This window comes from Enterobacter cloacae complex sp. S2, from assembly GCF_015159675.1.
GTDB classification, from domain to species: Bacteria; Pseudomonadota; Gammaproteobacteria; order Enterobacterales; family Enterobacteriaceae; genus Enterobacter; species Enterobacter intestinihominis.
Genome location: NZ_JADDTS010000006.1, coordinates 92,024 through 105,566, shown reverse-complemented (window position 1 = coordinate 105,566; position 13,543 = coordinate 92,024). Strand labels below are relative to the sequence as shown.

At 52.6% G+C, this 13,543-nt stretch carries 22 protein-coding genes, 2 tRNA genes and 1 pseudogene; all 25 read left to right on the top strand.

Going from position 1 to position 13,543, the window contains the following annotated elements; translation table 11 throughout:
- The first annotated feature begins 19 nt into the window (after positions 1-19).
- The 25 genes and pseudogenes from IPZ49_RS04985 (at position 20) to IPZ49_RS04860 (ending at position 13,542) form a co-directional block, all read left to right on the top strand.
- Complete coding sequence (locus IPZ49_RS04985; RefSeq protein ID WP_015571544.1) at positions 20-166, top strand: hypothetical protein; 147 nt, start codon at positions 20-22, stop codon at positions 164-166.
- Positions 167-218: 52 nt separating this feature from the next.
- A complete protein-coding gene (locus IPZ49_RS04980; protein ID WP_237766685.1) occupies positions 219-1,244 on the top strand; it encodes a replication protein in 1,026 nt (341 codons plus the stop codon).
- Complete coding sequence (locus tag IPZ49_RS04975) at positions 1,241-2,614, top strand: replicative DNA helicase (protein ID WP_063932793.1); 1,374 nt, start codon at positions 1,241-1,243, stop codon at positions 2,612-2,614. Before IPZ49_RS04980 ends, IPZ49_RS04975 begins: the two co-directional genes overlap by 4 nt.
- The gene (locus tag IPZ49_RS04970) at positions 2,604-2,918 is read left to right on the top strand and encodes a protein ren (RefSeq protein WP_074174307.1); all 315 of its coding nucleotides are present in this window, start codon (positions 2,604-2,606) and stop codon (positions 2,916-2,918) included. The genes IPZ49_RS04975 and IPZ49_RS04970 overlap by 11 nt, the downstream gene beginning before the upstream one ends.
- On the top strand, positions 2,915-3,364 hold the full coding sequence (locus IPZ49_RS04965; RefSeq protein ID WP_074174306.1) for a hypothetical protein: 450 nt from the start codon (positions 2,915-2,917) through the stop codon (positions 3,362-3,364). The genes IPZ49_RS04970 and IPZ49_RS04965 overlap by 4 nt, the downstream gene beginning before the upstream one ends.
- Positions 3,361-3,816 (top strand): hypothetical protein, encoded by a 456-nt coding sequence (locus IPZ49_RS23100; protein WP_227754057.1) that lies wholly within the window; start codon positions 3,361-3,363, stop codon positions 3,814-3,816. The genes IPZ49_RS04965 and IPZ49_RS23100 overlap by 4 nt, the downstream gene beginning before the upstream one ends.
- Positions 3,817-3,818: 2 nt before the next feature.
- Positions 3,819-4,094, top strand: a complete 276-nt coding sequence (locus tag IPZ49_RS04955) for a hypothetical protein (protein ID WP_032621566.1) — start codon at positions 3,819-3,821, stop codon at positions 4,092-4,094.
- Between the two features lie 3 nt (positions 4,095-4,097).
- Positions 4,098-5,015: a hypothetical protein gene (locus IPZ49_RS23095; protein ID WP_227754056.1), complete on the top strand. Its 918-nt coding sequence runs from the start codon at positions 4,098-4,100 to the stop codon at positions 5,013-5,015.
- Positions 5,016-5,518: 503 nt separating this feature from the next.
- Positions 5,519-5,974, top strand: a complete 456-nt coding sequence (locus IPZ49_RS04940; RefSeq protein ID WP_017383033.1) for a YbcN family protein — start codon at positions 5,519-5,521, stop codon at positions 5,972-5,974.
- Positions 5,974-6,144: a NinE family protein gene (locus IPZ49_RS04935; protein WP_045324603.1), complete on the top strand. Its 171-nt coding sequence runs from the start codon at positions 5,974-5,976 to the stop codon at positions 6,142-6,144. Before IPZ49_RS04940 ends, IPZ49_RS04935 begins: the two co-directional genes overlap by 1 nt.
- Entirely contained in the window at positions 6,137-6,421 is a 285-nt protein-coding gene (locus IPZ49_RS04930) for a hypothetical protein (protein WP_032665723.1), read from the top strand. The genes IPZ49_RS04935 and IPZ49_RS04930 overlap by 8 nt, the downstream gene beginning before the upstream one ends.
- The gene (locus IPZ49_RS04925) at positions 6,418-6,777 is read left to right on the top strand and encodes a RusA family crossover junction endodeoxyribonuclease (RefSeq protein WP_032655983.1); all 360 of its coding nucleotides are present in this window, start codon (positions 6,418-6,420) and stop codon (positions 6,775-6,777) included. The genes IPZ49_RS04930 and IPZ49_RS04925 overlap by 4 nt, the downstream gene beginning before the upstream one ends.
- Entirely contained in the window at positions 6,774-6,890 is a 117-nt protein-coding gene (locus IPZ49_RS04920; protein WP_162270899.1) for a hypothetical protein, read from the top strand. Before IPZ49_RS04925 ends, IPZ49_RS04920 begins: the two co-directional genes overlap by 4 nt.
- The gene (locus tag IPZ49_RS04915; protein WP_032180574.1) at positions 6,890-7,387 is read left to right on the top strand and encodes an antiterminator Q family protein; all 498 of its coding nucleotides are present in this window, start codon (positions 6,890-6,892) and stop codon (positions 7,385-7,387) included. Before IPZ49_RS04920 ends, IPZ49_RS04915 begins: the two co-directional genes overlap by 1 nt.
- 97 nt (positions 7,388-7,484) lie before the next feature.
- Positions 7,485-7,559 (top strand) — tRNA-Asn (locus tag IPZ49_RS04910).
- Positions 7,560-7,562: 3 nt separating this feature from the next.
- Positions 7,563-7,638: transfer RNA gene (locus IPZ49_RS04905), tRNA-Arg, on the top strand.
- Positions 7,639-8,088: 450 nt separating this feature from the next.
- Positions 8,089-8,394: a phage holin family protein gene (locus IPZ49_RS04900; protein ID WP_122008274.1), complete on the top strand. Its 306-nt coding sequence runs from the start codon at positions 8,089-8,091 to the stop codon at positions 8,392-8,394.
- Positions 8,381-8,824 (top strand): lysozyme, encoded by a 444-nt coding sequence (locus IPZ49_RS04895; RefSeq protein ID WP_063932792.1) that lies wholly within the window; start codon positions 8,381-8,383, stop codon positions 8,822-8,824. The genes IPZ49_RS04900 and IPZ49_RS04895 overlap by 14 nt, the downstream gene beginning before the upstream one ends.
- Before the next feature lie 8 nt (positions 8,825-8,832).
- The gene (locus IPZ49_RS04890; protein WP_162270898.1) at positions 8,833-9,309 is read left to right on the top strand and encodes an HNH endonuclease signature motif containing protein; all 477 of its coding nucleotides are present in this window, start codon (positions 8,833-8,835) and stop codon (positions 9,307-9,309) included.
- On the top strand, positions 9,306-9,776 hold the full coding sequence (locus IPZ49_RS23340; protein WP_063932790.1) for a lysis protein: 471 nt from the start codon (positions 9,306-9,308) through the stop codon (positions 9,774-9,776). Before IPZ49_RS04890 ends, IPZ49_RS23340 begins: the two co-directional genes overlap by 4 nt.
- 269 nt (positions 9,777-10,045) lie before the next feature.
- Positions 10,046-10,543 (top strand): KilA-N domain-containing protein, encoded by a 498-nt coding sequence (locus tag IPZ49_RS04880; RefSeq protein ID WP_032612185.1) that lies wholly within the window; start codon positions 10,046-10,048, stop codon positions 10,541-10,543.
- Between the two features lie 71 nt (positions 10,544-10,614).
- Positions 10,615-10,797: pseudogene (locus tag IPZ49_RS04875) on the top strand (hypothetical protein).
- A gap of 99 nt (positions 10,798-10,896) precedes the next feature.
- Positions 10,897-11,268 carry a hypothetical protein gene (locus tag IPZ49_RS04870; protein WP_063146013.1) on the top strand — a complete coding sequence of 124 codons (372 nt, stop codon included), beginning with the start codon at positions 10,897-10,899 and terminating at the stop codon, positions 11,266-11,268.
- A gap of 5 nt (positions 11,269-11,273) precedes the next feature.
- Positions 11,274-12,260: a terminase small subunit gene (locus IPZ49_RS04865; RefSeq protein WP_063932789.1), complete on the top strand. Its 987-nt coding sequence runs from the start codon at positions 11,274-11,276 to the stop codon at positions 12,258-12,260.
- Entirely contained in the window at positions 12,238-13,542 is a 1,305-nt protein-coding gene (locus tag IPZ49_RS04860) for a terminase large subunit domain-containing protein (RefSeq protein ID WP_058646344.1), read from the top strand. Before IPZ49_RS04865 ends, IPZ49_RS04860 begins: the two co-directional genes overlap by 23 nt.
- The last annotated feature ends 1 nt before the right edge of the window (position 13,543 follow it).

Genomic DNA, 13,543 nt, shown 5'->3' with positions numbered 1-13,543 from the left:
ACTCATTGCAGGAGGAATAATGGCAAAAAATCCACGCTATTACCATACCGCTGTACATAAAAACATAACCCGCGACCGCTTCATCCGCTCGGTTAATCCGATTGTGGCAGAGAAGATGCGCGCCATCCTGGAAGAACTGAAACGTAAGGAGAGTGGCCGTGGGTAACCTCGCAAAAGTAATACCTTTCAGACCGTCTGTATCGGTCGTGGAGCGTCAGGTGGCAGATATCGATGATGGGTATACCCGCATCGCTAACGAGCTGCTGGAAGCGGTTATGGCTGCTGATTTAACGGCTCGCCAGCTGAAGGTCGTTCTGGCGGTGATCCGCAAAACCTACGGGTTCGGGAAAAAGTTTGACCGCATTACCAATACACAGATATCAGGGATGACCGGTATTCACCATACGCATGTCTGCAAGGCCAAGAACGAGATGATTGCGATGAACATCATCGTTACCAACGGCCTTGCGATCGGGGTGAATAAGGTGATTTCTGACTGGAATTTCAGCATTAGCCAAAATGGCAAATCATTAGCCGAAACAGCTAATGAAACATTAGCCAAGTCAGCTAATACCAATAAGCCAACTCAGCTAAACACAAAAGAAACTATTCAAAAGAAAGAAAGAAAAGATCCCCCTAAATCCCCCCAGGGGGAAAACTCACTCGCTCAGGAGGTGATGGATTACTTCAACGAGCTAACGGGTAGTCGTTGTGCTGCGCTGGCGCCTTTCGAGAAAGCTCTCTCCACGGTGAAGAGCAAAGACCAGTGCTACACCGCTGAAGAGCTGAAACTGGTTATCCGCTGGGCCCATGTGAACTGGGGCCACAGCTTCAAGCCAGAGAACCTGTGCCGTATGACCCGCTTTGATGGATACCTGTCAGACGCCCTGATATGGGCAGATGGTAATGGAAGCAACCCGAAAGCCTGTCCGCACGAAGAGATCATCAAGCTCTGGAATGAAAAATTCCCTTCGAAGGCCGTTTCACTGCATGAGTGGAACCGTCGCCGTCCGGCCTATCGAGACCTGGAAGCTGTGTGGAACGGCAAAACCACCCAGGGCAACTGGCGAGAACTGAAGCACATGGGAATGGCCTTCGAGCTGATTAGCAAGTCTTCCCTGTTCGGCACCAGAGGCGATCAGCCATGGCTGACTCTCGACTGGATACTGAATCCGAAGAACTGGGGATCTGTCTACGAGCAGGCCATCAACGAGCACCGTGAGCGCAAGGGAGTGAAAGCATGAGCCGTTTTATTGATTTATACGTTGAGCAGGCCGTCATCGGCGGAATAATGCTTGCAGCAGGTCGCCCAGAGGGTGCGGACATGGCTACCGATGCGATTGAGGGGCTGACTGAAGACCACTTTACGGCAACGCAGCATAAGGTGACTCTTCGCTCCTACAAGCGCATGAACGAGTCCGGGGTGAAGATAGACCTGCTCACCCTGACCAGTGACCTTGAGCAGCTTGGGGCGCTGGAGAGCGCAGGTGGATTCGCTTACCTGGCTGAATGCAGCAAAAACACTCCCTCTTTCGCCAACTTGGCAGCCTACTGCGAAAAGCTACGTGAAATGTACCTTGGTCGCCGTATGACCCTGGCGTTACAGGTCGGGATCCAGAAGCTTTCTGAACCAACGACCGAGGGTATCGCAGACATCATTGGCAACATTCAGGCCGACATCTCTGGAATTGAGCACAGCGCTGACTACGGAACTGAACACATCACCACTGGCATCGACATGTCGCTGGAAACAATCCAGGCGATCATCAATGGCGACATCTGGAAATACAAAACAGAGCTGGGTATGTCGACCATCGATAGCGCTTTCGGAGGATTCAACAATACGGATTTTATCGTCGTTGGCGGACGCCCTGGCATGGGGAAAACCATGTTTAGCACCACAGTGACAGAAACCGTAGGCCTGAAAAACAAAAAGCCGGTGCTGTTCTTCAGTCTCGAAATGCCAGTGGAACAAATCTCTGAGCGAGTCGCTTTCCACCGGGCGCGGGTAAGCAAAGAAGATCTGCTGAGCAAAGTTAGCGGGAAAATGGACGAGGCATGGGGGAAGGTTAGTCACTGCATGAAGGAGTTCATCGACTCTCCAATCTACATCAATGACAAGCCATCCCTGAGCGTTCACCAGGTGCGTGCTGAAGCGCGCAGAATGAGCAAGAAGCTGGGCGGCCTGGGCGTGGTCATCGTCGATTATCTTCAGAAAATGCGGATGTCAGACCCGGAGAACATGAACCGCAGTGTAGGGGAGATCGCCACTGGCCTGAAGAACCTGGCGAAAGAATTGCGTTGCCCGGTCATCGCTCTGGCCCAGCTGAACCGAAACCTTGAACAGCGCGCTAATAAGCGTCCCGTTGCCGCAGACCTGCGAGAGTCTGGCGTCATTGAGCAGGAAGCAGATGTGATCTTCATGGTTTACCGGGATGAGAAGTACAACGAAAACACCGAACTGAAAGGCATCACCGAAATCATCTGTGTGAAGTCCCGCCATGCGCCGGGGGCAGAAAAGACCTACCACTTCAGCAGCCGCTACTCAGGCCTGGACCCGGTAGATTTCACCTACAGCGGCCAGATGCAACAGGAGGCTGACTATGAGTGCTAAGACGATGAAAGGCAAACAGGCAATTCTGCGTTATCTCGAAACGCACCGGACCTTCACCGCGAAGGATGTGGCCACAGAGTGCGGCATGACCATCAACTGCATCACGAAGAACGCTATCGATCTGGAGCGGGCCCGCAAGATTGTGCGCGTGAGCAAGGTATGGCGAACGGTGACTTATCGCCTGGCGACGCCCGAAGAGCAGGACGGCACCGCACGCAGCTGCACCAACGGAATTTTCCAGGAGTGCCGCAATAGCGCGGCAATGAAGCGAGTATTGATGGTTTGGGGGAGGGTAGGGGTATGAAACAGAAATTTATCGAGTGGTTTACCAAGAACAACAACGGCTGCTCGCCAGCGATGGAAGACGACAGAAGCTTTGTGTACGAGATGACGCAGAACATGTTCGAAGCGTACCAGGCTGGCGTGGCTGAAGGTGAAGCCAAGTGCGCGGCGCTGGCTGCGGAGAATGCGGGGCTGAAGTCTAAAGCCGCTGAACTGGTACATGAAGCGTCAGAGGTTTACTCGGCATATAACTCAACCATCACTGAGCCTGACGGCGATTTCATGGACATGCAGACTTTGCAGGAAATGCAGTGTGTAGAAACCCCGGCGACAGACGCTTTCCTGGCTGAAGTGCGGGCCAGCGGTGTGCAGCAATTAGCCATCCATATGGAACTTAACGGCTATAGCAACGAAGCGGCTGGAGCAAGAGAGTACGCAGCAAGCATTCGCAAAGGAGCCGCCCAATGAGCAACATCGACAAACAGGCGCAGGAAGAAAAAACACGCGAGGCCTTTGAACAGTGGGCTGAGCAATCTGGAGCTCTTCCGTGGGGGATCCTTAAAAAGCACCGCAATGAAGACGGTAGTTACCCCGGACCCCATTATACCTACATGTGGCATGCATGGAATGCCTGCACGGAGGCGCTGCTGGATGAGCTGGAAGCAAAAGACTCAACCATAGCCACTCAGCAGCAGGAGATACGAACGCTTCTTAATGCGTTAGGGCAATCATCAGAGAAGAGAAATTCTGACCTTCCTGACCAGAAGCGAATTATTGGTTGGCGAGCATCAGACTACACCGACGAGACATCTGACCCTGAGCTAGCTAAAAACTGGGCCGCTGCAATTGGTGTGCTGCCTATTTTTGAAGGAGACGTGAACACCAAACTAAGCGCCGCCGCAGCCGGTAAAGGAGAGTGAGCATGGCTAAATTTACAGACGTACACGACCTGTTAACCGCTTATCAGAAACAGGCTCGGAAGATACCCCCTAAGGGTGTTTATGCCTCAAGGCATCGTCAGGTTGAAGTGCAGGCGGCACACGTACGCAAGTTAATGCGCAAGCGTCGGCGGTCTGTCGGCAAGTCAAATAAGCTTGGCTGTCGTTTTACGGCGGAAATGCGCGTAGCGCTGATTTGCGATATGAATTTCTGGGCGCTGATTTGCCGCTCTAATCGTCAGAATGTGATTAAGGACTAACCTATGAGCACTATTACCAAAGAGCAGTTACGCGAACGTGCGCGCCAAAAGGTTAAGTCGCTGGAGCTTGCGGTAACACAGACCGCCTTTGCCGATTCACGCGCAGAGCTTGAAGAAGAACTGGAGCTGGCGCGTATCGCGCTGGCATCGCTCGAAGCGGAGCCTGTGTGCGTCATCGACCAGTCCAATCTTGATTATCTCAAATCTGGCTCCGATGCAGACGTATGGCCTGCGTCCAGAGCAGAGATGGGTGATGTGCTTCTGTATCGCTCCGCCACGCCAGCGCCGGTATCTGTGCCCGCTGCGATGGAAATGGATGATGACTTTGACAGCGCGTTTGAACACGGAAAAGCTGTTGGCTGGAACGCCTATCGCGCCGCCATGCTTCAGGGTGCCGATCGACCACAAAACGAACCGCAAAATATTCCGGAAAATATTCCAGCCACACAGTTTAAGCCGGTAGCAGACCTGTACGGCTTAACCTCACCAACTGGTGGCGAAACATCATTCACTTTCGACGCTGTTGAAGCTCGTGATTTCATTGATGGCGGTTGGTCATGCCAAGAGTACGTGACGCTGGAACGGTATCAGGAAACCCTGTTTCAGGGTGCCGAACCTGTAAGCCTGCGTGATGGCATAGCAGCAATTCGCAACCTGGGTCCAATCGACGCCGAGAAGATTCAGGCAGAGCGCGATGCTCTCAACTCTCCGGTGATTCCGGATGGTTGGGCACTTGTTCCCATCGATCCGACTGAAGACATGATCGTCAACGGGTTCGAGTCGGAACCAGATGAGAGCTTTAGCGATGAGAAGGAGTGGGAAGCATACGACGCTATGAGCGGATGTCAGCAGGCGGCGCACCGGGCGAAGCTGTGCTGGGCAGCGATGATTTCGGCAGCACCAAAGCCAGATGTACGGTAATGCCTATCAATAATCACGGCGTGTGTGAGAAATGCCTTTAAACAATATTATATTATTGAAATAAAACGAGTATTTTGTAAATCGGCTTTCCCTCCGGATTTGAATTGGTACCATCATAGTGCAGTTAAATTCAAACCGGAGGGTGTTATGGTCTGTCCTGAATGTGGTTCAACCGCTATCGGAAAAGAGGTTACTCGCAGAGGGTGGAGTGGCGACTATGTTTGCCATCAATGCGGATGCAACAATGCAAAAGACGCATTTGAAAGTGAGAATAAATCGAAGGAGAAAGCGCCAATATGGAAGTTAAAAAAGAAAGCTTCACCCATTTGATTTTGTAAAATCAACCCGCCATAATCATGTCATCGGAGCCTGAACAACTCCGGTGACTTCTGCGCATTTAAGGGGACTTAAATGCGACCACAATCTGAACTGCTCACCTTGTCACAGATGCTTAGCGGCACCTGCGATTTTCTGCATTCTGCGGTTTCCGTTAAGGAGGCCGTATGATTCTCCCAAAAGACGGCATAAAGCTACACCGTGGAAACCTTGGCGCAATCACTCAGCATCTGAAGCCACTTCTCGAAAACGGTGAGTGCTTCCGGCTCCAACTCAAAGACTGGCGCGAGAAGAGAAGCCTTTCACAAAACAGTCTGAGCCACGTTTGGTACAAGGAAATTAGCGACTACCTGATCAAGTCTGGGCGCACTGATGCCACGCCAGCATGGGTAAAGCGCAACCTCAAAAAGACCTATCTCGGTTATGAAGAGGTTGAATACACCGACTTCGTCACCGGAATTAAGACGATTGAATTAGAGCTGCGCCACACGTCCGATCTGGACACTGGCGACATGCACCATTTCATGTGCCAGGTAGAAGGCTGGTGCGCTCAGTTTGGCCTGGTGCTCACCATCCCTCAAAGCAGCGAGTTTCAGGTGCTGCGCGATAAGCAGGAGGCCTGATGTCTACTCCACTTTCTCGCGTCATCACCAATGAAATCTTCCGCGTTCCGGCTCGCCGCAAGCGCAAGCCAGCGGTTAAGCCGTCAGACATCCCGACACTGAAGGGCTACACCGCCCGCCTGGTGGATCAGAAATGGCTGCGTCTCGCGGCACGGAGGAATCATGCGTAGCACCTACCGCAATAAAAAATGGCTAGCCGCAGTCGGACAGATTGAGCAATGCGTCCTGTGCGGAGCGTGGGGCGTGCAGGTGGCACACCGCAACGAGGGTAAGGGTATCGGAATGAAAACAGACGACTGCGCCACCGCCGCTATCTGTGTCACCTGCCATTCAGAGATTGATAACGGGAAGGGGCTTAGCCGTGACGAGCGCCGCCAGTTAATGGATCGCGCCATCGTCCTGACCATTATCCAGATTGCCCGTCGTGGCCTGGTGGTGCCTGCATGAAAATCTATGACATCACACCAATCGGCAAGCCTCGCATGACCCGCGCGGATAAGTGGAAGCAGCGCCCACCTGTAATGCGTTATCGCGCTTTTTGCGATGAGGTCCGCCTGCGCAAGCTGACCATGCCTGAATCCGGATCACATGTGACATTCGTCCTACCAATGCCACCAAGCTGGAGTAAGAAGAAACGAGCGGAGTTCGCCGGGAAGCCCCACCGGGCCAAGCCAGACTGCGACAACATGCTGAAGGCCCTGATGGATGCGCTTTATGAGGATGATGCTCACATCTGGGATTGCCGCATCACAAAGGTCTGGGGTGAGAAGGGGCAGATCATCATCGGGGAGTGCGCGCCGTGACCAGAGACGAAATAACCCGGTACCAGGTCGAAAGCGTCATGCGCGCCAAACAGCCGCCAGTAGCAAAGCACAGCCAGACCAAAACCAACCAGCCTCAGAAGGAAGCCGCGTAATGAAACTGGAATTAACCAACGACCAGCATCAATGGGTAGACCAGTGGCTCCAGTTGTGGGGCGCATGGTGCCAGACCGGCAAGATTGATAAAGCGATGATCAACATGATTGCCAGATTCATGGCTACCGTCGAGCCCCAGCAAGCATCACGACCGGTATGTAGTGATGATGACGGGATGCTCATTGATGCTGTCATTCGCCACTACCTGAAGAATGTGGATGAAAATGCCTGGCGGGTTATCTTCGCCTACTATGTCTGCAACTCCAGCGAGATCCGAATTGCATCATGGCAGCATGCAGTAAGTAAGCCTCGCCTTATGAAGACGCGTGGCGGCAATCAGTACAAACACCCAAGCATCTCGACAATCCGTAGAGAGGTGAAGCAAATCATCAATGCTTCATTGTTCTGTTTATACCAACCGCTTCAAAATGCGTTTAACGATCGCGAAAATGTGAGGAAAATTGCAAATAAATCACACAACGTGCTTGCAATTTAATGAACAAATGAGCAAACTAATTCGTATATGTTGCCATTGTTGTGTGTGACATGAATGAATACCAAGCCCCGCCATCGTGCGGGGCTTTTTCGTTTCAGGGTCAGAAGCACAGCGGTTGTGCGTTCGGCTGTTAACCGAATGGTCGAAGGTTCGAATCCTTCCTGTCCCGCCAAATTCGCCTGTAGCTCAGAGGAAAGAGCAACCGCCTTCTAAGCGGTTGGTCGCTGGTTCGAATCCAGCCAGGCGAGCCATCAGCAAAACAAGTCGTCATCTCGGCGGCTTTATCTTGCATCAGGTGCATAACTGAATTCGCGAATACGTTATGCCGTCCGCTCCACGAAACGGAGTGCACAACAGGAAAGAGCATTTGTAGGGTTCGACTCCCTGCCGTGGGGTTGCGCCACATGATGCGAGTCATGAGTGCTCTGTCCGTTGTGGTGAATGTCCTGATGGCGTTGTAAAGCGATAGCCGTGAATGCCGGATAGCAGCGCCGGCCACCACAAACCAAACCCACTACCTGGGACCCTTCGGCCAGAGAGCCGACATTGCCTTACCCTCACATTGCCAGCCTGTCGCTGGCTTTTTTATTCTCAGGTTCCGGGAACCATCATCGACACGCCTACTTGTTAAATCGTCCCGAGGGCCTGATCCCTTACTACAAACAGCACCCCGTTCTTTCGGAGGTGATATGGCTAAACGTATGCAAGATAAAGAAAGCATTGCCGGAGTGTCATGGCTGATTGTCCTTGCTCTGTCATGCTGGGGCGGCCTGGTCCGATACCTTATTGACGTTAAGCAGAACAAAGCCACCTGGAGCTGGATCAACGCGCTGGCGCAAATTGCAGTGTCCGGCTTTACCGGTCTTATTGGCGGCCTAATTAGCGTTGAAAGCGGGCTGAGTCTTTACATGATTCTGGTTACGTCTGGCATCAGCGGGGCGATGGGCTCCGTGGCACTGACGTACTTCTGGGAGCGTCTGACGGGGATGAAGAATGCAAACCAGTGATAAAGGCATTGCCCTGATCAAACAGTTCGAAGGTTGCAAACTCACCGCCTACCAGGACAGCGTCGGAGTCTGGACGATCGGTTATGGCTGGACTCAGCCTGTCGACGGGAAACCAATCCGCGCCGGGATGACTATCAAGCAGGAAACGGCAGAACGTCTGCTGAAGACCGGGCTAGTAAGCTACGAAAGCGATGTGTCCCGCCTGGTCAAAGTTGGCCTGACTCAGGGGCAATTCGACGCCCTGGTGTCGTTCACGTACAACCTCGGCGCCCGGTCACTGTCGACATCGACTCTCCTGCGAAAAATCAACGCCGGTGATTACGCTGGTGCTGCCGATGAGTTCCTGCGCTGGAATAAAGCTGGTGGCAAAGTCCTGAACGGCCTGACCCGTCGGCGTGAGGCGGAGCGCGCTTTATTTCTTGGGCAATGAGGTGTCTTGTGAAAGAACTTTCTGATTACCTTGAAATAAATAATAGATCGCCAAGTGGTCTTGTATGGAAGAAATCGCCTGGCGCGAAGGTTAATGCCGGAGACCCAGCATTTACGACAGTTACACGTTCAGGTTATTACGCTGGTAAGTTCTGCGGTGCGCGATTGTCAGCACACGTGGTGGTTTTCTTCTTACATAATGGGTTTCTACCAAAAGGTGAGGTTGACCATATTGATGGGGATAGGACCAACAATGATCCGAAAAACCTAAGAGATGTCAGCCGCTCTGTCAACGCGCAAAACAGGAAGAAAGCAAAGGGCTACAGCTTTCATAAGCGTATCAATAAGTATATTGCCACCATAAATGAACCTGGAACTGGTAAGCGTTTGCATCTCGGTTACTTTGAAAATGAGATTGATGCAAGGAACGCCTACCTTACTGCCAAAAGGTCATTACACATTGGTTACGTAGGAGAGCATTCGTGATTGGCGCACTGGTTAAGCGTTACTGGCTGCAGTTGCTGGTGCTGGCGTTAATCGGCGTACTGGCTTTCTTCGTGAACCACTACCGCAACAACGCTATCACCTACAAAGACCAGCGCGATAAAGCCACAAAGAACCTCCGCCTGGCTAACGCCACCATTAAAGACATGCAGACCCGCCAGCGTGATGTCGCTGCACTGGATGCCAAATACACGAAGGAATTAGCAGATGCGAATGCTGAGAATAACAGGCTTCGTGCTGATGTTGTCGCTGGTAAGCGTCGGCTGCAAATCGCCGCCACCTGCTCCAAAGACGAAACCACCGGATCCTCCGGCCTGGTTGATGGCTCAAGCCCTCGACTTACAGCAGATGCTGAACTCAATTATTGGCGTCTCAGAGACGGGATCGCCGCCGTCACAAAGCAACTGACCGGCCTGCAGGAATACGTTCGGACTCAGTGCCTGAAATAATACGGAGGTGAGCATGTATTCGTATGGCGAAAGACCGCCTACGCATTCCACACTGCAATGCCGGGGTCATGCATCCGTTACCACATGAATAACCAAGCCTCGCAATAGCGGGGCTTTTTTATGCCTGAAGTAAACACGCGCATTCTCGTGCGCATATCAACCAAGAGCCTTTCGGGGTAGAGCTTGAGATAGGGCAGTGGTAACGCTGACCGCTCTTGGGCTGCCCGTATCTACGAGAACAGGCTCAACCACCAAAAGGTATCAGCGAAATGAAATCATTAACCCTCTTCAATCAACCAATCCGTGTCGGGGAAGACGGCATGATCTGCCTCACCGATATGTGGAAAGCCAGTGGCAAAAGTGATGCTGAATCGCCTTACCACTATCTGCGAAACAAGCAGACCAAAGAGTTCCTGGCCGAGCTGGAGAAAAACCACGAATCTGTGGTTTTCACTGCCCGCGGCGTACACGGCGGAACCTATGGCGGGAAGTTTGTTGCTTACGATTATGCTGCCTGGTTAAACCCCGGGTTCAAGTACGCGGCATATAAGGTCCTCGATGACTACTTCACCGGAGAGCTTCAGCATCGCAACAGCTTAAGTGCGCAGCTCAACATGAAGTGCCATGAGTTTGACCAGAAAAAGGACATGGCGAGCTTCTGCGGACAAGGACTTGCTGCATGGCGTTATACGAAGCCTGTATTGGTCGCTGAGATTAACACCCTTGCTAACCAGCTGCAGATCACGATCCCAGGGCTGCCGGGATGAGTAATCGCGTCATCGAATGCGCCTCCAGAGCGGGGCGCGACTTCTCTGAGTTCATGAAAGGCGAGAAGGACATGATGGAAGTGCTGGCCTCGGTTGATCAGTTTGGCGAGCAACTCCGTCTTAACGGCTGCGTCAATCATCACTTTGTCAGCTACATGATGAGGAACTAGATCATGCAGGCATTCATGGACATGGCAAACGCCGAGAAGAAAGAAGAGCGCCGTCGTAAAAGAGCGGAATCAAAAACGAAGTAGCCATTACAGAAGCTCCTTGCGAGGGGCTTCGATAATGAATATCCCCTAGCGCGGATAAATCAAAAATAACCCCTGCAACGGATAATGACGGAGCAACAGATGGCAAAAGCCAAATGGCACAGACTTCCGGCATTCACCATTCCGCTGTTTCAAAGTGCGCATGTCTACCTCGCAACAACCAGAGAACAGTTTCAGCACGCTGATAAATTCCTTGGCGGCAGCGGGGATGAGAGGCCGTTTAACTCTGGACTGGCAAGCAACTATGAAAACACCGATACCGGAGAGCGTTGCTACCTGATCGGAGTATTCGATAATCAGATATCCACGCTCGTTCATGAATGCGCTCACGTATGCTTTTACGTTTGCTCTGATGTCGGCGTGACAACCAAGCCGGAAGACGCCAACGAAACGTACTGCTACATGCTGGATCGCATGTTCAGCCACTTCCTGCCATACATCAAACAGGAATAAACAATATGGCAAAACCGGACTGGGGCGTGCTTCAGCAACGGTTCCTGTCCGACCATGCCGTAACCGGCGTATCACCGAAAGATTGGTGTGAAGCGCAGGGACTGAATTATGCAACCGCACGCCGACACATCAAAAAGCCTACTGCGCAAACTGCGCAAAAAACTGCGCAGAAAAAAGTGCGCACTGCGCAGAAAGAACAAAGCGCAGAAGAGCTGGTAGACATAAAGCTAAGCGCTAAGGTAAAGCGCTTCATTGCGGAATATCTTAAGGATAATAACGCTACCGCTGCCGCTGCGCGTGCTGGTTACAGTGACCCAAACTATGGTCGTCAGCTCATAACGAATCCTAACGTTGCGCAGGCCATTGCACAGCAGCAAAAAGCGTCCATTGTGCGCACGCTTGGCGGTGCCGATGAAGTCCTCGCGCAGATGTGGCAGCTTGCCACCTTCGATGCAAACCAGCTCTCGCAATATCGCCGCGGCGCGTGTCGTTATTGCTGGGGCTTCGGTCACCAGTACCAGTGGCGCGATATGGTGGAGTTCGAAGAGAAACGCCTCGAAGCGACAGAACGCGATAAGCGTGAGCCAGTCGATGTTGGGGGTTACGGCTACGATCACACCCGAGAGCCTAACCCTGGCTGTCCGCGCTGCAACGGCGATGGTATTGGCCAGCCGTATTTCGCCGACACCCGGAAACTCTCCCCTGTTGCTGCTCTGGCTTATTCCGGTGTGAAGCTGGGGAAGAATGGCGTCGAGATAACCGCTATCAGCCGTGAGCGAATGTTTGAAGCGGTAATGAAACGGCTCGGCCTGGCGGATAGCGAGTTCGCTCAGCGTCTCCAGCAGATCGAAATCGACCGCCGGCAGCTGGAGATTGAGAAACTCCGCAAAGAGCTGGCCGGTGATGGTGATGATGACGAACCAACGCCAGTTGCAATCAATATCAACGTAGTGGACGCGAGGGCGGAAGATGGGGATCAGCCCGACACTTAACATTCCTCAGGCGCGTTTCCTCGCGATGCAGCACAAATTCAAAGCCTACGTTGCCGGGTTCGGTTCCGGTAAGACGTGGGTGGGTTGTGGCGGCATCTGTAAGGGGATGTGGGAGCACCCGAAAATCAACCAGGGATATTTCGCGCCGACGTACCCGCAGATTCGTGACATCTTCTACCCGACGATTGAAGAAGTGGCCTTTGACTGGGGCCTGAGCGTCAAAATCAATGAGGGGAACAAAGAGGTTCACTTCTATGAGGGGCGTCGGTATCGCGGCACGACAATTTGCCGCTCGATGGAGAAGCCCGGATCGATAGTCGGCTTTAAAATCGGTAACGCGATGGTGGATGAGCTGGACGTCATGGCGGCTGCTAAAGCGCAGCAGGCCTGGCGAAAAATCATCGCCCGTATGCGTTACAAAGTTGATGGTCTGCGTAACGGTATCGATGTCACGACTACGCCGGAGGGCTTCAAGTTCGTTTACCAGCAATTCGTGAAAGCGGTGCGTGAAAAGCCTGAGCTTTCTGCTCTGTATGGGCTGATTCAGGCCAGTACGTTCGACAACGCGAAGAACCTGCCACCGGATTACATCCCGTCGCTGATGAACTCCTACCCGCCGGAGCTAATTAAGGCGTACCTGAGGGGGCGTTTTACAAACCTGACCAGCGGAACAATTTATCATCAGTTCGATCGCCACCTGAATAACTGTACCGATGAAGAGCAGGCCGGCGAGCCGCTCTATATCGGCATGGACTTTAACGTTGGCAAGATGGCAGCCATCGTTCACGTTCTTCGGAACGGCCAGCCCAGAGCGGTACGCGAGTTGATAAAGGTTTATGACACACCGGCCATGATTAAGCGCATTCAGGAAGAATTCTGGCGCTACGAGGGCGGACGCTACGTGTCTTCCAGGCAGATTTATATCTTTCCGGATGCCTCTGGTGATTCGCGCAAATCGAATAACGCCAGCGCTACGGATATCGCCCAGCTCAAACAGGCCGGGTTCAGCGTGGTGGTAAACGCAGCCAACCCGCCAGTGAAGGATCGCATTAACTCCATGAACGCCATGTTCTGCAATGGCAACGGCGAGCGCCGTTACAAAGTGAATGTTGCTCGCTGCCCGGTCTATACCGACAGCCTTGAGCAGCAGGTATGGGCGGCAAACGGCGAACCGGATAAATCAGCCGACAACGATCACCCTAATGATGCTGGTGGCTATTTCATCGTGAAGCAATTCCCGATCATCAAGCCGACCGGAAAAGTCACTCAACTACGGATGTAAT